Here is a 22,198-nt window from a genome sequence, read left to right as displayed (position 1 = left end):
CTCAGCCCGCCGCGGCGTCGTCCCCGTACGCCACCCGCAGCGCGCCGTCCACGGCGCCCAGGGCGTCCGCCAGCGGCAGCCCGAGCCGCCGGACCCGCTCGGCGTACTCGGCGGCGGCCGCGGCGGCCAGCCGGTGCGCCGAGTCGCCGACCGCGGCGATCAGGGTGCCGCGCCGGCCGTGCGTCTCCACCACCCCGTCGGCCTCCAGCTCCCGGTAGGCGCGGGCGACCGTCCCGGCGGCCAGCCCGAGCTGCTCGGCCAGCGCGCGGACGGTGGGCAGCCGCAGCCCGGTGGCCAGCTCGCCGCTGCGGGCCTGCTCGGCGATCCGGGCGCGGATCTGCTCGTACGGGGGAGTGGCGGAGGCGGGGTCGACGGACAGCTGCACGGTGGACTCCTGACGTTCGCTGCGGACGGGGGACACGGGTGCGGGGGACGCGGGTACGGCAAAGCCCGAGGGCCGCCGACCAGAACTCTGGTCAGCGGCCCTCGGGTGCGACGCGGCGACGCGTACGGGATCAGTGGTGGCCGTGGCCGCTGGTGATCTCGTGGTGCTCCTCGGCGGTCGGCTTGGGGATCTGGCTGCCCTCGCCGTAGAAGCCGCGGGCGAGCTTCGCCCGGGTCCGGCTGACGACGCCGGCCTTGCGGGCCACGCCGTTCTCGTCGGTCCCGGCCGGCAGCTCGTACGGCTGCACCTGCTCGTGCGCGGTGAGCTTGTGCAGGTCCTGCTGTGGCAGCTGGGCGTGCACCTCGATGAACTCGCCGTGCGGCAGGCGCTTGATGACGCCGGTCTCGCGGCCGTGCAGCACCTTCTCCTTGTCGCGGCGCTGGAGGCCGAGGCACCAGCGCTTGGTGACAATGAAGGTCACGACCGGGACGACGAAGAAGCCGACGCGGACGAAGTAGGTGACCGAGTTGATCGACAGGTGCAGGTGGGTGGCGAACAGGTCGTTGCCACCGGCCACCAGGAGGAGCAGGTAGAGGCTGATCCAGGCGGCACCCAGGGCGGTGCGGACCGGGGCGTTGCGCGGACGGTCCAGGATGTGGTGCTCGCGCTTGTCGCCGGTGATCCAGCCCTCGATGAAGGGGTAGAGCGCGATCGAGACCAGCACCAGCGGGAAGATCGCCAGCGGGACCATGACACCCAGGTTCAGGGTGTGGCCCCAGAGGCCGATCTCCCAGCCCGGCATGACACGGATCAGGCCCTCGGAGAAGCCCATGTACCAGTCGGGCTGGGCGTCCGTGGACACCTGGTCCGGACGGTACGGGCCGACCGACCAGATCGGGTTGATCGTGGCGAGCGCCGAGATGGCGGCGATCAGGCCGAACACCAGGAAGAAGAAGCCACCGGCCTTGGCCATGTAGACCGGCATCAGCGGCATGCCGACGACGTTCTTCTCGGTCTTGCCCGGGCCCGCCCACTGGGTGTGCTTGTGGTAGAAGACCAGGATCAGGTGCGCCACCAGCAGGCCGAGCATGATGCCCGGGATCAGCAGCACGTGGATGGTGAAGAACCGCGGCACGATGTCGGTGCCGGGGAACTCGCCCCCGAACAGGAACATCTGGATGTAGGTGCCGACCAGCGGGACCGCGAGGATCGCGCCTTCCATGAACCGGATACCGGTGCCCGAGAGCAGGTCGTCGGGCAGCGAGTAGCCGAAGAAGCCGTCGAACATGCCGAGGACCAGCAGCAGGAAGCCGAAGACCCAGTTGATCTCGCGCGGCTTGCGGAACGCGCCCGTGAAGAAGACGCGCAGCATGTGCACGAGCATCGCCGCGACGAAGACCAGGGCGGCCCAGTGGTGGATCTGGCGGACCAGCAGGCCGCCGCGCACCTCGAAGCTGATGTCGACGGTCGAGGCGTAGGCCTCGGACATCGGGAGGCCCTTGAGCGGCACGTACGAGCCGTCGTAGATGACCTCGCCCATCGAGGGCTTGAAGAACAGCGTCAGGTAGACGCCGGTCAGGATGATGATGACGAAGGTGTAGAGGCAGATCTCGCCCAGCATGAAGGACCAGTGGTCCGGGAAGATCTTCCGCAGGTTGGCCTTGGCGAGGGAGTAGATCCCCAGCCGGCCGTCCGTCCAGTCCGCGGCCTGTTCCCACTTGTTCGCGGGCTTGGCGCGCGTGCTGGCGGGCTTGGCGGCGCCGGAGGTGGTGCTGCTCGCACTGCTCATCGAGCACGCTCCCAGAAGCTCGGGCCGACGGCTTCGTCGAAGTCGCCGTGGGCGACCAGGAAGCCCTTCTCGTCAGTGGTGATCTTCAGCTGCGGCAGGGGGTGGCCGGCCGGGCCGAAGATGACGCGCGCGCCGTCCGCCAGGTCGAAGGTCGACTGGTGGCAGGGGCAGAGCGCGTGGTGGGTCTGCTGCTCGTACAGGCTGATCGGGCAGCCGACGTGGGTGCAGATCTTGGAGTAGGCGAGGATGCCCTCGAAGCCCTTCTCCTTGGACTTCTCGTCCTTGATGTCCTCCGGCGCGATGCGCACCAGCATGAGGGCGTCCTTCGCGATGCGAACCTGGAAGTCCTCGGAGTGCGTGGTCAGGCCTTCGGGCATCGCGAAGGTCAGCGACCCCTGAACGATGTCCTCGGCCTTCATCGGCAGGTTGGTGTTCATGTTGATCAGCTGGAGCGGCTTGGCGTCGGTGGCCTCGTCCCAGCCGGTGTGCTGCAGCTTGTCCTCGGGCAGCGGGCCCAGGTCGCGGAGCAGGACCACGCCGGAGAGCGGGACCAGCGCCATCGAACCGATGAGGGTGTTGCGGATCATCTTGCGGCGGCCGAAGCCGGACTCCGCGGCACCGGTCTTGAACTGCTCGATGACGTCCGCGCGGACCTCGTCGTCGGCCTCGATCGGGTGACGCTCGGCCGGGATCTCGTGGTCCGACATCAGGGTGCGGGCCCAGTGGACCGCGCCCGCGCCGATGAGGAACAGCGCCGCGCCCAGGGTCATGCCGAGCGCGAAGTTCAGCGCGCTGACATGGCCCAGCGGCCAGATGTAGACGATCTTGTCCGGGTCGATGGCCACGTACGAGGCGATGAAGCCGATGGTGGCGAGCATCGAGAGGACGAACATCAGCGACACCTGACGCTCGGCCCGCTTGGCGGCCCGCTCGTCGATGTCGGTGCGGCGCGGCTCGTGGGCCGGCAGACCGGGGTCGGCGAACGGATCGCCGTGGGCAGCCACCTCGTGGTGCCCGGCGGAGCCGTGCGACTCCGGCAGGTTCTCTTCTGACATGTCGTGGCTCATGACTTCTTGGCCTTGGTGGTGTGGGCGGCGACCCAGATCGCGACCAGGATGAGCGCGCCGAGACCGAAGATCCAGCCGAACAGACCCTCGGTCACCGGACCGAGGCTGCCGAGCGTGAGACCGCCGGGGTTGGGCTCATCGTTGGTGGTGTGGCGGACGAAGGCCACGATCTGCTTCTTCTGCTCCTCGGGCATGGTGCTGTCCGGGAACGACGGCATGTTCTGCGGGCCGGTCTGCATGGCCTCGTAGATGTGCTTGGCGTCCACGCCCTCCAGCGACGGGGCGTACTTGCCCTGGGTCAGGGCACCGCCCTGGCCGGAGAAGTTGTGGCACTGGGCGCAGTTGGTGCGGAACAGCTCGCCACCCTTGGACAGATCCTCGGGGTTGGTCGAGGTGTACTGCTCCTCGGTCGGCGTCACCGGACCGGGGCCGAGCGAGGCGACGAAGGCGGCGAGCTGGTCGATCTCCGCCTGCGAGTAGATGTTCGGCTTGCGCGGCACCTGGGCGCCGGGCTGCTGGGCCGGCATGCGGCCGGTGCCCACCTGGAAGTCCACCGCGGCGGAGCCGACGCCGACGAGGCTCGGACCGTCACTGGAACCCTGGCCGTTCAGGCCGTGGCAGGAGGAGCAGCCCACGGCGAAGAGCTTCTTGCCCTCGTCGATCGCGAGCGACTGCGCGGCGACGTCGGCCTGCGCCTTGTCGGCGGGCGCGAACGCGGCGTACAGCCCCCCGGTTGCCGCCAGGGCGAGAAGTAGGACGACCAGCGCCGCCAGTGGGTGGCGCCGTCGTGCGGAGAGCTTTTTCACGGAATAACCCCGGTGTCAGGATCTGGTCGACTGGTGGGTGCACCCGGCGGCCGGTCTGGCCGGCACGAGGCTGCCTGTCTAGGGCTGCGCGCGCGGTCGGTCGGTGGGAGCGTCGGCACCGGCGAAATCGGGCCGTCGCCGGTGAGGGCGGGACCCGAGGCCGGTGGCCAGCGACCTGATCAGCTGGTTACTTGATCAGGTAGATGGTCGCGAACAGGCCGATCCACACGACGTCGACGAAGTGCCAGTAGTACGACACCACGATCGCGGCGGTGGCCTGCTCGTGAGTGAAGCGCTTGGCTGCGTACGTCCGTCCCAGGACCAGCAGGAAGGCGATCAGACCACCCGTCACGTGCAGACCGTGGAAGCCGGTGGTCAGGTAGAACACCGTGCCGTACGGGTCGGAGGACAGCGAGAGGCCGTCCTTCTTGACCAGCTCGGTGTACTCGAAGATCTGGCCGCCGATGAAGATCGCGCCCATCACGAAGGTCAGGGTGAACCACGAGCGGAGCTTCTTCACGTCACCGCGCTCGGCAGCGAAGACGCCGAGCTGGCAGGTGAGCGAGGAGAGCACCAGGATCGTGGTGTTGACCGAGGAGAAGGGCACGTTGAGGGCGTGCGCCTTCTCGGTCCAGAACTCCGGCCCCTTGACGGAGCGGAGCGTGAAGTACATCGCGAAGAGGGCCGCGAAGAACATCAACTCGGAACTGAGCCAGACGATCGTTCCGACGCTGACCATGTTCGGCCGGTTGACCGATCCGTGCGCGTGCCCGGTTTCTACTGCTGTTGCTGTCGCCACGACGGACATTATGTCGGTCCCTTATTCCGTCTTCACGCCGGGGGGTCTCCCTCGGAGTGTCCGGTGCGTGCGGTATGCCCCCCTGGCACCCCGCGGACCGCACCCACCCGTGCTGAGCAGCGGCGTGTCCCTTTTCTGACGGTTCCTCGAAGGCCCTTCCGGGGGCCCTGGCGGCGTGTCGCGGCGGTCCTGCGGGGCCATCGGTAGTAAGGGGAGAGACCACTCGTCCGCCGTACGGGTGGTCCTTGCGGGCGGGGGTGACGCGCCGTGCTCCGCCCGGACCAGTGGCGGGCGGCGGCGGTTCGGGGAGGATCTCGCGGGAAGGGCTCGGCGGCGGGTGATCGGGAGTAGCATCCGGGGAGAGGCGAACGTGGTCCGGATCACACGTGAGGGAGCAGGCCCATGGCGTACACGACCGACGAGACGCTGACCGTTCTCGTCTACAGCCACGACCGCACCACCCGCGAGCAGGTGCTGACCGCTCTCGGCCGGCGGCCCGCGGAGGACCTGCCGGAGCTGGACCACCTGGAGTGCGCGACCACTCCCGCGGTGCTCAAGGCGCTGGAGAAGGGCGGTGTCGACCTCTGCGTCCTGGACGGCGAGGCGGTGCCGGCCGGCGGGCTCGGGCTCGCCCGGCAGCTGAAGGACGAGATCTACGGCTGCCCGCCGCTGCTGGTGCTGATCGGCCGGCCGCAGGACTCCTGGCTGGCCGCCTGGAGCCGGGCCGACGCGGCGATCTCCCAGCCGGTAGACCCGGTGGCGCTGGCCGAGGCCGTCGCCACCCTGCTGCGGGCGCGGGTGGCCAAGCGGGCGCCCGCCTCGCGGTAGGCGGCCCGGCCGTCCGGGGCGGCCGTCCGGGGTGGCCGTCTCACCTCGCGTCTCAGTACAAGAGAAGAAGGGCGAACGGCGGAGCCCCGGCACCCGCCGCTCGATAGGCTGACTCCGTCCCTACGTCCTTCCCCGTCCGCGGGGAGCGAGAGCTGGAGTCAGCCATGGTGAACGCGCACCCTGCGAACGGCGGTAGCGAGCCCGCGCAGGTGGTCCGCACCTGGCCCGACATCCTGTCGGCGCTGCTGAGGGGGGAGGACCTCGACCGCGCGGCCACCGCGTGGGCGATGGACCGGATCATGAGCGGGGAGGCCTCCCCGGTGCAGATCGCCGGCTTCATGGTGGCGCTGCGGGCCAAGGGCGAGACGGTCGACGAGATCTCCGGTCTGGTGGACTCGATGTACTCGCACGCCGAGCCGCTGTCCATCCCCGGTCCGGCGGTGGACATCGTCGGCACCGGCGGCGACCGGGCCAAGACCGTCAACATCTCCACCATGTCGGCGATCGTCGCCGCGGCGGCCGGCGCCAAGGTGGTCAAGCACGGCAACCGGGCCGCCTCCTCGGCGAGCGGCTCCTCGGACGTGCTGGAGAAGCTGGGCATCAGCCTGAACCTGCGCCCGCGCCGGGTCGCCGAGATCGCCGAGGAGGTCGGGCTCACCTTCTGCTTCGCGGCCACCTTCCACCCGTCGATGCGGTACGCCGGTCCGGCCCGCAGCGAGCTCGGGGTGCCGACCGCCTTCAACATCCTCGGCCCGCTCACCAACCCGGCCCGGGTGACCTCGCACGCCATCGGCTGCTTCGACACCCGCCTCGCCGGGCTGATCGCCGGGGTGCTGGCGCAGCGCGGCGCCGCCGCGCTGGTCTTCCGGGGCGACGACGGGCTGGACGAACTCACCATCACCACCACCTCGCGGGTCTGGATCGTCCGGGACGGCGCCGTCACCGAGACCACCTTCGACCCGCGCGAGGTCGGCATCGAGCCGGTCGGCATCGAGGCGTTGCGCGGCGGGGACCCGTCGTACAACGCGGAGGTCGCGCGCCGGCTGCTGGCCGGGGAGCACGGGCCGGTGCGCGACGCGGTGCTGCTGAACTCGGCGGCCGCGCTGGTGGCGCTGGAGCTGACCGACGCGCCGCTCGCCGAGCAGCTCGGGACGGCCATGCGGCGCACCGCGGCGGCCATCGACTCCGGCGCGGCGGGCGATCTGCTGAAGCACTGGTCGGAGGCCACCGCCCGGCCGTGACGCGGGAATCGGGGCCCGGGGGAGCAGCATCCCCCCGGGCCTTCCGGCTGTCCGGGATGCGGACTCCTGTTTGACCGCGGGACGGACGCGACCTAGAGTCTTCGCCAGGTCATGAGCGACAGCGTCAAGCCCCAGCTGGCTGTCCGGCAACCCTCCGTCCGTGGCGGGGTGCCCTGGGTGAGGACCGGGTCGCGTGGCGCATCGTCCGCGTGGCAAGCGCGGACGCCGGACCGACAACACTCCCGGGGTCCCTGACCCGTACAGGAGTGCATCCTCATGTCTGTCCACACCTCTCTCTGCACCCCCCTCGCCGTGCTCGGCCACGACGTGCAGGTCCCGCTGGCCAACGGCGACAGGGTCGGCTACGCGGCGCTCGACTACGCGGCCAGCTCCCCGGCGCTCCAGCGGGTCTGGGACGACGTCGCCGCCTACGCCCCGTACTACGGCAGCGTGCACCGCGGCGCCGGCTACCTGTCGCAGCTCTCCACCGACCTGTTCGAGCAGAGCCGCCGCACCGTCACCGAGTTCCTCGACCTGCGCGAGGGCGACCAGGTGGTCTTCACCCGCGCCACCACCGACTCGCTCAACCTGCTGGCCGGCGCCGTCCCGGCGGGGACGCAGGTGTTCGCCTTCGAGACCGAGCACCACGCCTCGCTGCTGCCCTGGGCGCACGCCGGTCTGGCCGTCACCTACCTGCGCGCCCCCCGCTCGCACGCCGAGGCGGTCGAGGCCTTCGACGCCGCGCTGGCCGCCTCGCCCGAGGGCCCGAAGCTGCTCTGCGTCACCGGCGCCTCCAACGTCACCGGCGAGCTCTGGCCGGTCGCCGAGCTGACCCGCACCGCCCACCGGCACGGTGCCCGGGTGGTGCTGGACGCCGCGCAGCTGGCCCCGCACCACCGGGTCTCGGTGCGCGAGCTGGACGTCGACTGGATCGCCTTCTCCGGCCACAAGCTGTACGCGCCGTTCGGCGCCGGGGTGCTGGCCGGCCGGGCCGACTGGCTGGACGCGGCCGACCCGTACCTGGCCGGCGGCGGCGCCACCCGCACGGTGGCCCGGGAGGCCGACGGCTCGGTGGCCGTGCAGTGGCACACCGGCCCGGCCCGGCACGAGGCCGGCTCGCCCAACGTCATCGGCGCCTACGCCATCGCCTCGGCCTGCCGGGCGCTCACCGAGGCCGGCTTCGACGCGCTGGAGGCCCGTGAGCGGGCGCTGGTCGCGCGGCTGAAGGCCGGGCTGGCCGAGATCCCCGAGGTCCGGGTGCTGAACCTGTTCGGCGCGGACTCGGACCGGGTGGGCGTGCTCTCCTTCGTCGTCCGGGGCTGGAACAGCTCGCACTTCTCGGCCGCACTGTCCGCCGAGTACGGCATCGGGGTGCGCGACGGCCTGTTCTGCGCCCACCCGCTGGTCCGCACGCTGCTCGGCGACGAGGAGGCCGCGCCCTCGGAGTGCGGCGCGCCGGAGCCCTCGCTGCCCGGCGAGCGCAGCCTGAACGCCATCCGGGTGAGCTTCGGTGCGGGTACCCCGGACGAGCACGTGGACCGGTTCCTGACCGCCGTCCGCGAGCTGGTCACGGACGGCGCGGCCTGGACCTACCGCAACGAGGGCGGCCGCTGCGTCGCGGACACCCGCCGGGAGGGCTGAGGCCCCGCCGACGGCGCTACTCGTCCAGACCGATCGAGAAGGCCGCTTCCAGGTCGTGCTGGGAGTAGGTGCGGAAGGCGATCTGGGTCTCGGTGTGGGCGACACCCGGGACCTTGTTGAGCCGGCCGGGAATCACCTCGGCGAGGTCGTCGTGCCGGCCCACCCGCACCATCGCGACCAGGTCGTAGCCGCCGGTCACCGAGTAGACCTCGCTGACGCCCTCGATGGCGGCGATCGCCTCGGCGATCTCCGGGATGCGGTCGACGCTGGTCTTGATCAGGACGATGGCGGTGATCACGGTGGCGTACTCCTTTGTGAGGTGCCGCCAGCGTATCGGGCGGTCCGGGGCCGGCGCCCGGTCAGGGTGCAGGCGTAGAGGAACCCGGCCGCGAAGCCGATCACGTGCACCAGGTACGCCACGCCGGGCCCGGCGGCGTGCACCGACCACCACTGCAGGGCGAACCAGAGCCCGAGCACCAGCCAGGCCGGGAAGCGCAGCGGCAGGAAGAGCAGCAGCGGGACGAGCGTGGTGACCCGGGCCCGCGGGTGGAAGCGCAGGTAGGCGCCGAGCACGGCGGAGATCGCCCCGGAGGCGCCGATCAGCACCCGGGTCGCGTCCGGCGAGTGCGCCTCGGCCAGCGCGAAGCCGTAGGTGGTCAGCGCCCCGGACGCCAGATAGAAGAGGAGGAACCGGGGGCGCCCCAGCCGCCGCTCCACGGTGGGGCCGAAGACGTGCAGGAAGAGCAGGTTGCCCAGCAGGTGCAGCCAGCCGCCGTGCAGGAAGAGCGCGCTGAGCACGGAGAGCGCCGGGTGCTTGCCCGGGGTGGGTGCGGCCGGGCAGCCGGGCACCGGGTCGGGGGCCTCGGCGAGCTGGCCGGCGGTCAGCGGGCGACCGGTCAGCAGTTCGGCGGGGACGGCCCCCCAGCGTTGCTCGTAGCGCTGCTCCGCGCAGACCCGGGCCCGGCCGTGGCCGTAGAGCGGGTTGAGCCCGGCGGCCGGTCCGAGCAGGAAGACCGCGGTGTTGAGCGCGATCAGCGCGTAGCAGACGGCCGGTGCGGCGGCGGCCGGACGGCCGAGGCGCGCGCCGGTGCGGTCGGGGAGGACCGGGAGGGCCATGGGCCCCAGCATCCCTCCGGCACGCGGCGCCCACCGTGCGGTTACGGCAGGTGGGCTACCCGGTGCGGGCCGGTCGGCCGGTGGCCGTGAAGGTTGCCCCAGGCAATAGGCTTGGGGCGGGCAATCCCGCCTCCCGCCGCCGACGCCGGGGCTCCGGGGGGAGCGCCTGAGCCCACCCAGGGACCACCCGAGAGGACCCCCGATGACCGTCCCCGCCCTGACCGCCGAGACGCGCTGGCGCTGCACGCTCTGCGGCAACCTGACCCGCTTCGACGTGACCCGGACCGCCCGGGTGACCGAGTTCCTCCACTTCGACCTGGCCGGCGAGTCGAAGGTCGAGGAGACCCAGGTGCTCAGCGAGACCGTCGAGTCGGTGCGCTGCCGCTGGTGCAACGCGGTGGACCAGGTCGAACTGGTCGCCCGCCCGGGCGCGGCCGACGGCGCCGAGGGCTCCGAGCAGGCCTGACCGCCTGATCCGTGCGGCGGGCGGTGCGGGGCATGGCCGACCGCCGCACAGGACAATACAGAGAGAACGCACGAGTGTGACGGGGGCGGCGGCCGGGGGCCGTACCCCGCTGGACCAGGATCGGAGCCGAGGACGTGGTGGACGCAGCGAAGGAGCCCGGCGGGCCGCAGGGGCGGCAGCCCGCTGTGGACGCGCGGACGCCGGACGCGGCAGGGGCCGCCCCCTCCGGTACCGACGCCCCGGCCGAGGCGGCCGCCGGCGAGGAGTCGGGCGGCGGTGACGAGCCGGCGGCAGCCGTCGACGGGTCGGCCCGGGACGTCGCGGGCAGCGCGACGGGCGGCGCCGAGACCCTGGACCGACCGCTGCCCGAGGGCGTGCGCCGGCGCGTGGTGGGCCTGGCCTCCGACGCGCTCGGCGGGCTGCCGCTCGCGGAACTGCCCCAGTCGCTGCGCCAGTACGCCAAGTTCACCCCCGCGCGCCGGGCCAAGTACGCGGCGACCGCGCTGGCGGCGGCGCTGGAGGCGGAGCCGGCCTTCCGGTCGCGGATAGCGGAGCGGCTGCGACTGGGCCAGCCGGACCTGGTCAGGGCCCTGGAGTCGGGCACCGTGCCGGGCGCCGCGGACCCGATGGACGTCGCGGCGGCCGCCTACCTGGTGCGCTCCGCGGGGTGGAGCCGGCTGGTGGCCGAGGCCGGCGAGGAGGCCGAGCGGGCGGGTGCCGAGGGCGCGGCGGCCGAGGCGGCCCGGCTGGTGGAGAAGCTGCAGGCCGAGCTGGCCGAGGTGCGCTCGGCGGCGCGCGCCGACCTGGACCGCCAGCGGGCCGAATCGGAGGACGTCCGCCGGGAGGCGGATTCGCTGCGCCGCAGGCTGCGGTCGCTGGAGAGCGACACCCGGAGGGCGCAGGCGGAGACCCGCAAGGTGGCCGCCGAGCTGGAGGCGGTCAGGGCGCAGGCGGCGGCCGAGCGGAACACGGCGGAGAGCGAGGCGCGCCGGCTGCGGCACCGGGTCACGGAGCTGGAGAACGCCGCCGAGCAGGGGCGCCGGTCGGCCCGTGAGGGGCGCGGCGTCGAGGACATGCGGCTGCGGCTGCTGCTGGACACCGTGCTGCAGTCGGCGCAGGGGCTCCAGCGGGAGCTGGCGCTGCCGGTGTCCCAGATCCGCCCGGCGGACCTGGTGGAGGCGGTGGAGCCGGGCTCGGCCTCGCCGCACGACGTGGCGCGGCGCGGCCTGGCCGAGGACGATCCGGCGCTGCTGGACCAGCTGCTGGCGATCCCGCAGGTCCATCTGGTGGTGGACGGCTACAACGTGACCAAGACGGGCTATCCGACGCTGCCGCTGGAGCAGCAGCGGATCCGGCTGCTGGGCGGGCTGGCGATGCTGGCGCAGCGCACCCAGGCGGAGGTCACCTGTGTGTTCGACGGCCAGGACCTGGACGTGCCGGTGATCATGGCGCCGCCGCGCGGGGTGCGGGTGCGGTTCAGCCGGACCGGGGAGACGGCGGACGAGCTGATCCGCCGACTGGTCCGGGCGGAGCCGCAGGGGCGCCCGGTGGTGGTGGTCTCCACCGACCGGGAGGTCGCGGAGGGCGTGCGGAAGGCCGGCGCGCGCCCCGTCGCATCGGTCCTGCTGCTGAACCGGCTGGCCCGGCCGTAACCGCCCCCGGGCGCGAGCAGGCCGGCATGACGGCTGGTCAGCGCCCTGATGGCAATGTTGTGCGAGTTCTGTGAAGTCAGATCGGCGGCGCGGGTTCACGCGATCGGGGGAGTGGCGCGAATCGTGGATCTTCACTAGGGTCTGGCGTCAAACCTATTTTCCGGATTCTCACCCGTTCGGGTGAGGCCATTGGAAGAAGGAGCCGGTCCCTTGGCCTCCCACCGCCGTCCCAAGCAGCCGAGCCGCGCGCGGGTCTCCGTGCTCACCGCTGCCGCTGCGACCGCGGTCGCTCTCTCCGCCCAGGTCGCCGCCCACGCCGCGCCCAGCCCGTCGCCCAAGAAGGACGACGTCAAGGCGCAGATCGACCAGCTGCAGGAGGAGGCCGAGCAGGCCACCGAGCGGTACAACGGCGCCAAGGAGCGCGCCGACCAGCTGCGCAAGCAGGCCGACCAGCTGCAGGACCAGGTGGCCCGCGGCCAGGAGCAGATGACCCAGCTTCAGGCCGGGCTGTCCGAGGTGGCGGGCGAGCAGTACCGCACCGGCGGCATCGACCCGTCCGTCCAGCTGATGCTCTCCTCGGACCCGTCCGGCTACCTGGACAAGGCCTCCAGCGTGCAGCAGGCCAGCTCCAGCCAGGCCGAGGCGCTCAAGGGCCTGCAGGACCAGCAGCGCCGGCTCGACCAGCAGAAGACCGAGGCGGCCGCCGTCCTGGCCTCGCTGGACACCACCACCAAGGACCTGAACCAGTCCAAGGCCGAGGTCAACAAGAAGCTCAAGGAAGCCCAGGACCTGCTGAACTCGCTGAGCGCCGCCGACCGCGCCGCGCTGAAGACGGCGCAGCAGCAGGCCGACCGCGCCTCGCGCGGCAACGAGCGCACCGACCTGGGCAGCCTGCCGCAGGCCAGCGGCATGGCCGGCGCCGCGGTCTCCAACGCGATGGGCAAGCAGGGCTCGCCGTACGTCTGGGGTGCCACCGGCCCGAGCAACTTCGACTGCTCCGGCCTGATGGTCTGGGCGTACGGGAAGGCCGGCGTCTCGCTGCCGCGCACCTCGCAGGCGCAGGGCAACTACGGCTCCCGGGTGCCGTCGCTGGCCGAGGCCCAGCCGGGCGACCTGATCATCTACCGCGACGACCGCAGCCACGTCGGCATGTACATCGGCAACGGCATGGTGGTGCACGCGCCGCACACCGGTGACGTGGTGAAGGTGATGAAGGCCGATGCCATGAAGATCAACACGATCCGCCGGGTCTGACGGACCGGCACGACACGCCCGGGGCGCCCGCCGAGGGCCCCTGTGATCAGCGCCACCTCCGCACGGGGGTGGCGTTGGCGTTTCGCCCACCCGTTCGGCCGTCTGACGGAAAATGATCAGCCGGACGTGGATGGTTGGTCACGGTCGGTCATATTCACAAAAGAACTTGGGCATTCTTCCGGCTTTTTTCTGACAAGGATTTGAACGGATCACGGATCTGTTACTAGGGTCGTGACTCGAACCACGCACAGTCGATCACCCAGCCTGGGTGGCGGCGGGGTTCGCCGCCGAGTTCGCGAAGCAGTGGGACGGGGCCTTCGGGTCGCCCGTTCGAGTGAGGACCCAGCAGTCGGGGGGCCCGCTGTGGAGCGGAGCCGGGGAACCACGTTCCTCCGGGGTGAATCGGCGCCAGGCCGGCCGCGCGAGCGGCGGGTGAGGCGTCGTAGGGCACGCTTCCGCCCGAACCCGTCAGCTCACCCGGTAGGCGGATGAGGAAGAAGGAGTCCGCCTTCGTGGCGTCCCATCGTCGTCCCAAGCCCGCCGGCCGCGCCCGTGTCTCGATCCTGACCGGGGTCGCCGCCGCTGCCGTCGCCCTCTCCGCGCAGTCCGGCGCCCACGCCGACCCGGCGCCGACCAAGGACCAGGTCAAGGAGCAGGTCGACCAGCTCAACGAGCAGGCCGAGGTCGCCACCGAGAAGTACAACGGCGCCCAGGCCAAGCAGCAGGAGCTGCAGAAGCAGGTCGCCGAGCTGCAGGACAAGGTGGCCCGTCAGCAGGCCTCGGTGATCGAGGCGCAGGGTGGTCTCTCCGAGATCGCCGGCGAGCAGTACCGCACGGGTGGCATCTCGCAGACCGTCCAGCTGATGCTCTCCGCCAGCCCGGACAACTTCCTCAGCCAGGCCGACGCCCTGAACCAGGCCGGCTCCACCCAGTCCGGCGCGCTGAAGGAGCTCCAGGAGCAGCAGCGCAGGCTCGACCAGGACCGCACCGAGACCCAGGCCAAGCTCGGCGAGCTGGAAGCCACCACCCAGCAGCTGAAGTCCTCCAAGGAGGAGGTCCAGGGCAAGCTGCAGAAGGCCCAGGACCTGCTCAACACGCTCACCGAGCAGGAGCGTCAGGCCATCCGCGCGGCCGAGGAGAAGGCCGCCGCCGAGGCGAAGGCGAAGGCGGACGCCGCCAAGGCCGAGGCCGCCAAGGCCGCCAAGGAGAAGGCCGACGCCGAGCGCGCCTCCCGGGACAACAACCGCAGCAACCTGAGCGCGCCGTCCTCGGGTTCGTCGAGCTCCTCGGGTTCGTCGAGCTCCTCCGGCTCGTCGAGCTCCTCGACCGCGTCGGCCCCGGCCGCCGAGGCCGCCAAGCCGGCCGCGCCCGCCGCCAACGGCTCGCGTGCCGCCGCCGCGATCGCCGCCGCCGAGAGCAAGCTCGGCTCGCCGTACGTCTACGGCGCCACCGGCCCCAACTCCTTCGACTGCTCGGGCCTCACCGGCTGGGCGTACGCCCAGGCGGGCGTGTCGCTGCCGCGCACCTCGCAGGCGCAGGCGACCGCCGGTACCCAGATCGGGTCGGACATCTCCAAGGCCCAGCCCGGAGACCTGGTGATCTTCTACGGCGACCGCCACCACGTGGGCATCTACGTGGGCGGCGGCCAGGTCATCCACGCCCCGAAGCCGGGCGCGTCGGTCCGCTACGAGTCGGCCTCCAACATGCCGGTCAACACCATCGTGCGCCTCTGACCCACGGTCGGCAGGCTCCTCGGGCCCGGTCCCCCGTGCGGGGGACCGGGCCCGAGGCTTTCCCCGGCCCGACGGGGTGCTCGATCCACGAACCGATCTGACGTCCGATTAGTGTCTGAATATTCGGGTTCGGAGGGGTTTGGAATCGGTTGCCCGGACTCGCTAACGTCTGCCACCGGACGCCCGCTTCGACCGCCGCCCGTCCCGGCGCGGCGGCGGGCCGGGCCCAGGATCGGAGCCGACGTCGCATGGCCGTGCACCGCCGTTCCCCGCTGTCAGGTGCGCACGCGCTCGCCCGGGCGCTGGTGTTCACCGCGGCGGCCACCACCGCGCTCGGCGTGGCGACGGGCGGCTGCGCCCAGGCCGCGCCCGGCTCGCCGGACGGCCCGGCCGACCGCAAGGACGTCAAGGCCCAGGTGGAGCAGCTCTACGACGAGGCCGAGCAGGCCTCGGAGCGCTTCAACGCCGCGCAGGAGGCCCAGCAGAAGCTCCAGTACGAGACCGGGACGCTGCAGCAGCAGATCGCCGTCGCCCAGGACGAGCTCAACCGGCTGCGCGGCGACCTCGCCACCGTGGCCGGCGCCGAGTACCGCGGCGGCGGGATGACCCGTACCGTCCAGCTGATGCTCTCCACGGATCCGGAGGGCTACCTCTCCCGGGCCCGCACCCTCGACCAGGCCGCCGAGCGGCAGAACGAGACCCTGCACGAGGTGGTGGGCCGTCAGCGGGTGCTCGACCAGCGCCGGGCCGAGGCCACCGCCAAGCTCGCCGAGCTGGAGCAGACCCGCAAGGCGCTGGCCGAGAGCAAGCAGCAGATCCAGCAGCGGCTCGCCACGGCGCAGCGGCTGCTCAACAGCCTCGGCACCGCCGAGCGCGCCCGGCTCGCCGCGCAGGACGCCCGGGACGCCGAGCAGCGCGTCACCCGCGGCACCGACCGGCTGGACCTCGGCAGCACCCCGCCCGCCTCCGAACGCGGCGCCGCCGCGCTGGCCGCCGCGGTGCGGATGATCGGTTCGCCCTACGTCTACGGATCTGCCGGGCCCAAGGCGTTCGACTGCTCCGGTCTGATGTACTGGAGCTGGCGGCAGGCCGGAGTGACCCTGCCGCGCACCTCGCAGGCCCAGGCGTACGCCGGGCAGCGGGTCAGCCTCTCCGAAGCGCGGCCGGGAGACCTGGTGATCTTCTACCGGGACATGCACCACGTCGGGATGTACGCCGGCGGCGGGGTGGTCGTGCATGCCCCCTACCCGGGTGCCAAGGTCCGCTACGAGAGCGTCGGCACGATGCCGGTCGCGGGGGTGATCCGGCTCTGAGCCGCCCGGATCCCGCCGTCGGCCGCCTGCCGTCGCGGCGCACCGCCCTGCTGCTCGCGGCCGGCGGGCTGGCCCAGCTCTCGCTGCCCGGGGCCGGTCCGGCGCGGCCCGCCGCCGCGGCCTCGGACGAGCACGCCGACGTCCTGGCGCTGCTCGACGGGCGGGCCCGGGCGCTGACCGCGGGACCGCCGGAGCTGCCGCTGCGGGCCGGGTACCGGAACCTGCTGCTCGGCCCGGTGGACCCGGCCGGCCGGTGCGCCGCCACCGCCGAGCTGACCGTCGAGGTGACCGGGTACGACCGCCTGCCGGTGGTCCACCCGCGCCGGCTGGTCCTGGCCCGGTCCGCCGCCGGCTGGCGGGTCGAACGCGAGGAGGGCGCGGGCGGGCCGCCGCCGCTGTGGGACCTCGGCGCCGTGCGGGCCGCGGCCGGCGCCCGCTGTCTGGTGCTCGGTGTGCTCGGGGCGGACGCCTCGGGCGCGTCCGACCCTGCCGCCCTCGCCGGGCTCGCCGCCGTCGGCGACCGGGCGGTGACCGCCGTGGAGGCCCTCTGGGGCACCGCCTGGGCCGGCCGGCTGCTGCTGGAACTGCCCGCCACCGGTGAGCAGTTCACCCGGCTGCTGGCGGAGGAGCGGTCCGGCTGGTCCGGTATGGCCGCGGTCACCGTGGCCGCGCCCGGCGCGCCGCTGAACGCCCCGGCCGACCGGGTCCTGGTCAATCCGGACACCTACCCGGGCCTGAGCGACTTCGGCCGCCAGGTGGTGGTCACCCACGAGGCGGTGCACGTGGCGACCCGGGCCGACACCAGCGCCTGGACGCCGCTCTGGCTCTCCGAGGGCGTCGCCGACTGGACCGGGTACCACGACGCGGGCCGCCCGGCCCGGCAGCTCGCCCCGGAGCTGGCCCGGGACGTCGCCGCCGGGCGGCTGCCCGCCGCGCTGCCCGAGGACGCCGCCTTCACGGCCGGCGGCGAGGGCCTCGCGCAGGTCTACGAGCAGGCCTGGCTGGCCTGCGACCTGATCGCCCGCCGGTACGGGCCGCGGCGGCTGGTGGAGCTCTACCGGGCGGTCGGCGCGGCGGGCCCGGGCGCGGACCGGCGGGCCTGGCTGGACGGGCTGCTCCGGGACCGGCTCGGCCTCGGTCTGACCGAGTTCACCGGCCTCTGGCAGGCCGAGCTCAGGGCGCTGGCGGCCTGACTAGGGCCGCGCTTCCTGGCGCCGCTCGCGGGGCGCGGCGGCCGGCCGCTCGATGCCGTCCAGCAGGTCCTGCTCGTACGCGATGCCCGGGCGGACCGAGAACGCGGCCGCCGGCACCGGCTCCGGGCGGGTCATCACCACGGTCTCCGGGAGCGGCTCGGTGCGCCGGGTGGAGCGCCACAGCCGCACGCAGGACAGCCCGGTGGCGGCCAGCAGCAGCAGGTTGCGCACGGTCAGCACGGCGATCGCGCCCGGCCGGCTGGCGACCACGTCGCCGAAGACCAGCGGGAACTCCACCAGGGTCAGCGGGGTCGCCGCCAGGATCAGCAGCGCCACCGGCCGCTGGCTGGTGCCGCGCACGGTCAGGCAGACCGCCGCCGCGCCGACCAGCCAGACCAGGTACTGCGGGCTGATCACCCGGCTGGTCACGGTGAAGATCAGCAGCGCGGCGAGCGCCGCGTCGTACATGGTGGCCGCGTTGCGCCGCCGGGCGGTGAAGCGCCACAGCAGCAGCCAGCCGAAGCCGAGCACGGTGCCGGCCAGCATCACCTTGCTGACCACCTCGACCCACGGCCCGAGCATCTCCACCGAGCCGTAGTTCATCATCACCTTGCCGTCCCAGACGCCGGCGATCCGGGCGAAGTGGATCGGCAGCGCGCCGACCGACTCCACCTCGATGCCGCGGTCCTTCTGGAACGTCAGGAACTCGAACGCGCCGTTCATCCCGGCCGCCAGCAGGAAGCCGATCGCGGCGGTCGCGGCGGCCGCGGCCGTCCAGGAGCGGCGGGTGCGCCGCCCGGACGGGGTGCCGATGAGGCCGAGCAGCGGCCAGATCTTGACGATGCCGCCGAGACCCAGCAGCAGGCCGCCGATCGCCGGGCGGCGGATCAGCGCCAGCAGACCGGCCACCGCGATCGCGGTGACGATCACGTCGTAGCGGTTGTAGATCATCGGACCGAGCAGCGGGACGCCGGCCACCCAGACCCAGGCACCGGTCAGCGCCCGGCCCTTGCGCAGCCCGGTGCGCACCAGCAGGGCCATCGCGGCCGCGTCGGCGATCCCGCAGATCACCCAGAACGACACCAGGTACGACCAGGGCAGCAGGCCCGGCAGCAGGATCACCAGGGCGGCGCCGGGCGGGTACTGCCAGGTGACGTCGTCGAGCGGGAAGGTGCCGGTCTGCAGGACGCCGTACCAGCCGTGGTAGATCAGCCAGACGTCGGCGGTGATGTCCCCGCCGGGCATCCGCAGCACGCCGGTCACCAGCAGCAGCAGGAGCGTCCGGGTGGCCACCCAGGTCGCGCCGAGCGCCAGCAGCGCGCCCGAACGGCCGGAGGGGCGCGTGGAGCTCTGCACCGGCTCGCGGCGGACGGCGAGCGCCGTGCCGGAGCCCTCGGCGCCGCTGGATGTACCGGACTCGGTGGCCGGGGCCAACTCCACTGCGCTCCCTCGTTCGTCTCGGACGTGCCGCCGGCGGCGCCGCGCGACGGATGCCCGGGGGTCCGGGCAGGTCGGCGCCGGGCCGCCGTCACGGGCCGGACCGGCCGCGCCGACCACCCGGGTACTAGGACAGACCCGGGGGAGGAACGGTTGCCGTGCGCGGATCCGTTCCCGGCGGGTCATGGTGTTGACCTATCGTACGGATCACTGAGCGGTACACCGAGCACCCCCCGACCGAGCGAGCCGTGGCCTGATGCACAAGACCTTGATCGTGACCAACGACTTCCCGCCGAGGCCCGGCGGCATCCAGGCCTTCGTCCACAACATGGCCGTCCGTCAGCCCGCAGGAAGCGTCGTGGTGTACGCCTCCACCTGGCGCGACGGCACCGAGGTGGCGCGTTTCGACGCCGAACAGCCGTTCCCGGTGATCCGCGACCGGACGAAGGTGATGGTTCCCACACCGCGGGTCACCCGGCGTGCCGCCGAGATCCTGCGCGCCGAGCGCTGCGACTCGGTCTGGTTCGGCGCCGCCGCGCCGCTCGGGCTGATGGCCCCCGCGCTGCGCCGGGCCGGCGCCGGGCGGCTGCTCGGCATGACCCACGGCCACGAGGCCGCCTGGGCCCAGCTTCCGGCGGCCCGGCAGCTGCTGCGCCGGATCGGCACCGGCACCGACGTGCTGACCTACCTCGGCGAGTACACCCGCTCCCGGATCGCCGCCGCCGTCGGCCCGGAGGCCGCCGCCCGGATGGTGCAGCTGCCGCCCGGCGTGGACGAGCGGACCTTCCACCCGGACTCCGGCGGCGCCGCGGTGCGCGAGCGGCTCGGGCTGGCCGACCGGCCGGTGGTGGTCTGCGTCTCCCGGCTGGTGCCGCGCAAGGGCCAGGACACCCTCATCGAGGCGATGCCGCAGATCCTCGCCGACGTGCCGGACGCCGTGCTGCTGATCGTCGGCGGCGGCCCCTACCGGGCGGACCTGGAGAAGCTGGTGGACGCCCGCGGCGTGCGCTCCGCCGTCCGGTTCACCGGCTCGGTCCCGTGGGAGGAGCTGCCCGCGCACTACGGCGCCGGGGACGTCTTCGCGATGCCGTGCCGCACCCGGCGCGGCGGGCTGGACGTCGAGGGGCTCGGCATCGTCTACCTGGAGGCCTCGGCGACCGGCCTGCCGGTGGTGGCCGGGGACTCCGGCGGCGCACCGGACGCGGTGCTGGAGGGCGAGACCGGCTACGTGGTGCCGGGCGGCACGCCCGCGGCGGCGGCCGAGCGGATCGTCCGGCTGCTGAAGGACGAGGAGCTGCGCCGGCGGATGGGCGAGGCCGGGCGGCGCTGGGTGGACCGCTCCTGGCGCTGGGACCTGCTGGCCGGGCGGCTGACCTCGCTGCTGGCGGGCTGAGCGCACACGCCGGTGCGGCCCGCCTCCGAACGGTGGGGCTGAGCGCACCGGCGCGTGCGGGGGAGCGGCTACTTCCGGTAGATCGCCTCGACGTCGGCCGCGAAGTCCTTCAGCACGACGTTGCGCTTGAGCTTGAGGGAGGGCGTCAGATGGCCGCTCTCCTCGGAGAAGACGGTGTCGAGCAGGCGGAACTTCTTCACCGCCTCGGCGTGCGAGACGGCCGCGTTGCCGTCGTCCACCGCCGTCTGCAGGGCGGCCAGCAGGTCCGGGTCCTCGCGCAGGTCGGCCACCGTGGCGCCGGCCGGCTTGCCGTTCAGCTCCTTCCACTTGGGGAAGAAGTCCTCGTCGACCGTGATCAGGCAGGCGACGAAGGGCTTGCGGTCGCCGACCACCATGACCTCGCCGACCAGGGCGTGCGCCCGGATCCGGTCCTCGATCACCGCCGGGGCGACGTTCTTGCCGCCCGCGGTGACGATGATCTCCTTCTTGCGGCCGGTGATGGTCAGGTAGCCCTCGTCGTCCAGCGAGCCGAGGTCGCCGGTGGCGATCCAGCCGTCCTTGAGGGTGTCCGCGGTGGCCTGCGGGTTGTTCCAGTAGCCGGTGAAGACGTGCGGGCCCTTGAAGAAGACCTCGCCGTCCTCCGCGATCCGCACCGAGGCGCCGGGCGCCGGCTGGCCGACCGTGCCGATCTTCTGCTTGTCCCACGGGTTGAAGGCGGTGGCCGCGCAGGTCTCGGTCAGGCCGTAGCCCTCCAGCACGGTGAAGCCGATGCCCCGGTAGAAGTGGCCGAGCCGCTCGCCGAGCGGGGCGCCGCCGGAGATCGCGTGGGTGGCCCGGCCGCCGAGGGCCGCCCGCAGCTTGCTGTAGACCAGCTTGTCGAAGACGGCGTGCTTGAGCTTGAGCAGCAGCCCGGCGCCGCCCGCGTCCAGCGCCCGGCTGTAGGCGATCGCGGTGTCGGCGGCCTTGTCGAAGATCCCGCCCTTGCCGTCGGCCTGGGCCTTGGCCCGCGCCGTGTTGTAGACCTTCTCGAAGACCCGGGGCACGCCCAGGATCAGGGTCGGCTTGAAGGCGGCCAGCTCGGTGGTGACGTCCCGGACGTCGGAGACGTGGCCGAGCTTGATCGGGGCCATCGCCGGGGCGATCTCGACGATCCGGGCGAACACGTGGGCCAGCGGCAGGAAGAGCAGCACGGAGCTCTCGCCGGTGCGGAACAGCGGAGCCAGGCGCTCCACCACGTTGCCGCACTCGGCCAGGAAGTTGCCGTGCGTCAGCTGACAGCCCTTCGGGCGGCCGGTGGTGCCCGAGGTGTAGACGATGGTGGCGATCGAGTCGGGGCCGGCCGTCGAGCGGCGCTCGGTGACGGTGGCGTCGGTGACCTCGCGGCCCGACTCGGCCAGCGCGGCGAGCGCGGTGCCCTCGATCTGCCAGGTGTGCTTCAGCTCCGGCAGGCGGCCCCGGACCTCGGCGACCACCGCGCTGTGCGTCGCGGTCTCGGTGAACAGGGCGACCACCCCGGAGTCGCCGAGGATCCACTCGACCTGCTCGGCCGAGGAGGTCTCGTACACCGGGACGGTGATCGCGCCGGCCGTCCAGATCGCGAAGTCCAGCAGCGTCCACTCGTACCGGGTGCGGGACATGATGCCCACCCGGTCGCCCGGCTCGATGCCCGCGGCGATCAGCCCCTTCGCGGCGGCCTGCACCTCGACCAGGAACTGGGCGGCGGTCAACTCCTGCCACCGGCCGTCCACCTTGCGGCTGAGCACCGCGACGTCGGGGTGCCGCTCGGCGTTCTGGACCACGATGTCCGAGAGGTTACCGCCGCTCGGTACCTGGTAGAGGGCCGGAAGGCTGAAGTCGAGCAAGACTGCTCCTCGTTCGCGACGCTGCGGGACGGCAGGACGTTACTGCCCGGTAGGCAGCTTCGACCAGGGGGGGCGGCTCCGGTGTTCGAAGTGTCACACCTTGACCCGTCCGACCAGGTCGGGACCGGGTCGTTCGAATGGCACCCTACGGCAGCCCGCTGGTACCGGCCGGTAGCCGTCGGACGGGTCCCGCGCGGGACCCGTCCGACGCCGCGGCGCCCGG

19 protein-coding genes and 2 riboswitches are annotated in these 22,198 nt (G+C 72.9%); of the genes, 10 read left to right on the top strand and 9 right to left on the bottom strand.

Annotated features, from left to right (window positions below):
- Position 1 precedes the first annotated feature (1 nt).
- The 5 genes from ACFVUH_RS05075 to ACFVUH_RS05055 form a co-directional block, all read right to left on the bottom strand.
- Positions 2–385, bottom strand: a complete 384-nt coding sequence (locus ACFVUH_RS05075; RefSeq protein WP_355361803.1) for a GntR family transcriptional regulator — start codon at positions 383–385, stop codon at positions 2–4.
- Between the two features lie 130 nt (positions 386–515).
- A complete protein-coding gene (locus ACFVUH_RS05070) occupies positions 516–2,174 on the bottom strand; it encodes a ubiquinol-cytochrome c reductase cytochrome b subunit (protein ID WP_355361801.1) in 1,659 nt (552 codons plus the stop codon).
- Complete coding sequence (locus ACFVUH_RS05065; protein ID WP_380687300.1) at positions 2,171–3,241, bottom strand: Rieske 2Fe-2S domain-containing protein; 1,071 nt, start codon at positions 3,239–3,241, stop codon at positions 2,171–2,173. The genes ACFVUH_RS05070 and ACFVUH_RS05065 overlap by 4 nt, the downstream gene beginning before the upstream one ends.
- The gene (locus ACFVUH_RS05060) at positions 3,238–4,047 is read right to left on the bottom strand and encodes a c-type cytochrome (RefSeq protein WP_355361797.1); all 810 of its coding nucleotides are present in this window, start codon (positions 4,045–4,047) and stop codon (positions 3,238–3,240) included. The genes ACFVUH_RS05065 and ACFVUH_RS05060 overlap by 4 nt, the downstream gene beginning before the upstream one ends.
- Before the next feature lie 187 nt (positions 4,048–4,234).
- On the bottom strand, positions 4,235–4,855 hold the full coding sequence (locus tag ACFVUH_RS05055; RefSeq protein WP_355361795.1) for a heme-copper oxidase subunit III: 621 nt from the start codon (positions 4,853–4,855) through the stop codon (positions 4,235–4,237).
- A gap of 393 nt (positions 4,856–5,248) precedes the next feature.
- Here ACFVUH_RS05055 and ACFVUH_RS05050 point away from each other — a divergent pair, with 393 nt between their 5' ends.
- The 3 genes from ACFVUH_RS05050 to ACFVUH_RS05040 all read left to right on the top strand — a co-directional run bounded on the left by ACFVUH_RS05050 (position 5,249) and on the right by ACFVUH_RS05040 (position 8,556).
- Positions 5,249–5,674, top strand: a complete 426-nt coding sequence (locus tag ACFVUH_RS05050) for a hypothetical protein (protein WP_355361793.1) — start codon at positions 5,249–5,251, stop codon at positions 5,672–5,674.
- Between the two features lie 164 nt (positions 5,675–5,838).
- On the top strand, positions 5,839–6,915 hold the full coding sequence (gene trpD, locus ACFVUH_RS05045; protein ID WP_355361792.1) for an anthranilate phosphoribosyltransferase: 1,077 nt from the start codon (positions 5,839–5,841) through the stop codon (positions 6,913–6,915).
- Between the two features lie 107 nt (positions 6,916–7,022).
- Positions 7,023–7,140, top strand: a riboswitch (SAM riboswitch).
- Positions 7,141–7,191: 51 nt separating this feature from the next.
- A complete protein-coding gene (locus tag ACFVUH_RS05040; RefSeq protein WP_387911251.1) occupies positions 7,192–8,556 on the top strand; it encodes an aminotransferase class V-fold PLP-dependent enzyme in 1,365 nt (454 codons plus the stop codon).
- A 16-nt stretch (positions 8,557–8,572) separates the two neighbouring features.
- Here ACFVUH_RS05040 and ACFVUH_RS05035 read toward each other — a convergent pair whose 3' ends face one another.
- Both ACFVUH_RS05035 and ACFVUH_RS05030 read right to left on the bottom strand, forming a co-directional pair.
- Entirely contained in the window at positions 8,573–8,854 is a 282-nt protein-coding gene (locus ACFVUH_RS05035) for an Lrp/AsnC ligand binding domain-containing protein (RefSeq protein WP_355361788.1), read from the bottom strand.
- Entirely contained in the window at positions 8,851–9,672 is an 822-nt protein-coding gene (locus tag ACFVUH_RS05030) for a rhomboid family intramembrane serine protease (protein WP_387911250.1), read from the bottom strand. The genes ACFVUH_RS05035 and ACFVUH_RS05030 overlap by 4 nt, the downstream gene beginning before the upstream one ends.
- A gap of 202 nt (positions 9,673–9,874) precedes the next feature.
- Here ACFVUH_RS05030 and ACFVUH_RS05025 point away from each other — a divergent pair, with 202 nt between their 5' ends.
- The 6 genes from ACFVUH_RS05025 (at position 9,875) to ACFVUH_RS05000 (ending at position 17,283) form a co-directional block, all read left to right on the top strand.
- Positions 9,875–10,138 carry a hypothetical protein gene (locus ACFVUH_RS05025; protein WP_387911249.1) on the top strand — a complete coding sequence of 88 codons (264 nt, stop codon included), beginning with the start codon at positions 9,875–9,877 and terminating at the stop codon, positions 10,136–10,138.
- Positions 10,139–10,272: 134 nt separating this feature from the next.
- A complete protein-coding gene (locus ACFVUH_RS05020) occupies positions 10,273–11,790 on the top strand; it encodes an NYN domain-containing protein (RefSeq protein ID WP_387911248.1) in 1,518 nt (505 codons plus the stop codon).
- Positions 11,791–12,000: 210 nt separating this feature from the next.
- Positions 12,001–13,044 (top strand): NlpC/P60 family protein, encoded by a 1,044-nt coding sequence (locus tag ACFVUH_RS05015; RefSeq protein ID WP_387911247.1) that lies wholly within the window; start codon positions 12,001–12,003, stop codon positions 13,042–13,044.
- Positions 13,045–13,389: 345 nt separating this feature from the next.
- Positions 13,390–13,546: riboswitch (cyclic di-AMP (ydaO/yuaA leader) on the top strand.
- A gap of 10 nt (positions 13,547–13,556) precedes the next feature.
- Positions 13,557–14,777 (top strand): NlpC/P60 family protein, encoded by a 1,221-nt coding sequence (locus tag ACFVUH_RS05010; RefSeq protein WP_387911246.1) that lies wholly within the window; start codon positions 13,557–13,559, stop codon positions 14,775–14,777.
- Positions 14,778–15,025: 248 nt separating this feature from the next.
- Positions 15,026–16,090 (top strand): NlpC/P60 family protein, encoded by a 1,065-nt coding sequence (locus ACFVUH_RS05005; RefSeq protein WP_355361778.1) that lies wholly within the window; start codon positions 15,026–15,028, stop codon positions 16,088–16,090.
- A gap of 236 nt (positions 16,091–16,326) precedes the next feature.
- Positions 16,327–17,283: a hypothetical protein gene (locus ACFVUH_RS05000; RefSeq protein ID WP_387911245.1), complete on the top strand. Its 957-nt coding sequence runs from the start codon at positions 16,327–16,329 to the stop codon at positions 17,281–17,283.
- Here ACFVUH_RS05000 and ACFVUH_RS04995 read toward each other — a convergent pair whose 3' ends face one another.
- Positions 17,284–18,723, bottom strand: coding sequence for a glycosyltransferase 87 family protein (locus ACFVUH_RS04995; RefSeq protein WP_387911243.1), 1,440 nt, complete (start codon positions 18,721–18,723; stop codon positions 17,284–17,286). It lies immediately after the preceding gene.
- Between the two features lie 253 nt (positions 18,724–18,976).
- On the opposite strand from ACFVUH_RS04995, the gene ACFVUH_RS04990 reads away from it, so the two are divergent.
- Positions 18,977–20,113 (top strand): glycosyltransferase family 4 protein, encoded by a 1,137-nt coding sequence (locus ACFVUH_RS04990; RefSeq protein WP_355361772.1) that lies wholly within the window; start codon positions 18,977–18,979, stop codon positions 20,111–20,113.
- Positions 20,114–20,181: 68 nt separating this feature from the next.
- Here the strand turns inward: ACFVUH_RS04990 and ACFVUH_RS04985 are convergent, their stop codons facing one another.
- Complete coding sequence (locus tag ACFVUH_RS04985; RefSeq protein WP_387911242.1) at positions 20,182–21,975, bottom strand: AMP-dependent synthetase/ligase; 1,794 nt, start codon at positions 21,973–21,975, stop codon at positions 20,182–20,184.
- Positions 21,976–22,198: the final 223 nt, after the last annotated feature.

The organism is Kitasatospora sp. NPDC058032 (assembly GCF_042885845.1).
Taxonomy (GTDB): Bacteria; Actinomycetota; Actinomycetes; order Streptomycetales; family Streptomycetaceae; genus Kitasatospora.
The sequence above is the reverse complement of the archived record's forward strand: the minus strand, read 5'-3'. Positions and strand labels throughout refer to the sequence as shown.

Bases quoted from the DNA above. Each gene is read 5' to 3' on its own strand.
- ACFVUH_RS05025 (WP_387911249.1), top strand. From the start codon at position 9,875: ATGACCGTCCCCGCCCTGACCGCCGAGACGCGCTGGCGCTGCACGCTC.
- ACFVUH_RS05040 (WP_387911251.1), top strand. From the start codon at position 7,192: ATGTCTGTCCACACCTCTCTCTGCACCCCCCTCGCCGTGCTCGGCCAC.
- ACFVUH_RS04990 (WP_355361772.1), top strand. From the start codon at position 18,977: ATGCACAAGACCTTGATCGTGACCAACGACTTCCCGCCGAGGCCCGGC.
- ACFVUH_RS05070 (WP_355361801.1), bottom strand. From the start codon at position 2,174: ATGAGCAGTGCGAGCAGCACCACCTCCGGCGCCGCCAAGCCCGCCAGC.
- ACFVUH_RS05030 (WP_387911250.1), bottom strand. From the start codon at position 9,672: ATGGCCCTCCCGGTCCTCCCCGACCGCACCGGCGCGCGCCTCGGCCGT.
- trpD (WP_355361792.1), top strand. From the start codon at position 5,839: ATGGTGAACGCGCACCCTGCGAACGGCGGTAGCGAGCCCGCGCAGGTG.
- ACFVUH_RS05050 (WP_355361793.1), top strand. From the start codon at position 5,249: ATGGCGTACACGACCGACGAGACGCTGACCGTTCTCGTCTACAGCCAC.
- ACFVUH_RS05005 (WP_355361778.1), top strand. From the start codon at position 15,026: ATGGCCGTGCACCGCCGTTCCCCGCTGTCAGGTGCGCACGCGCTCGCC.
- ACFVUH_RS05065 (WP_380687300.1), bottom strand. From the start codon at position 3,241: ATGAGCCACGACATGTCAGAAGAGAACCTGCCGGAGTCGCACGGCTCC.
- ACFVUH_RS05055 (WP_355361795.1), bottom strand. From the start codon at position 4,855: ATGTCCGTCGTGGCGACAGCAACAGCAGTAGAAACCGGGCACGCGCAC.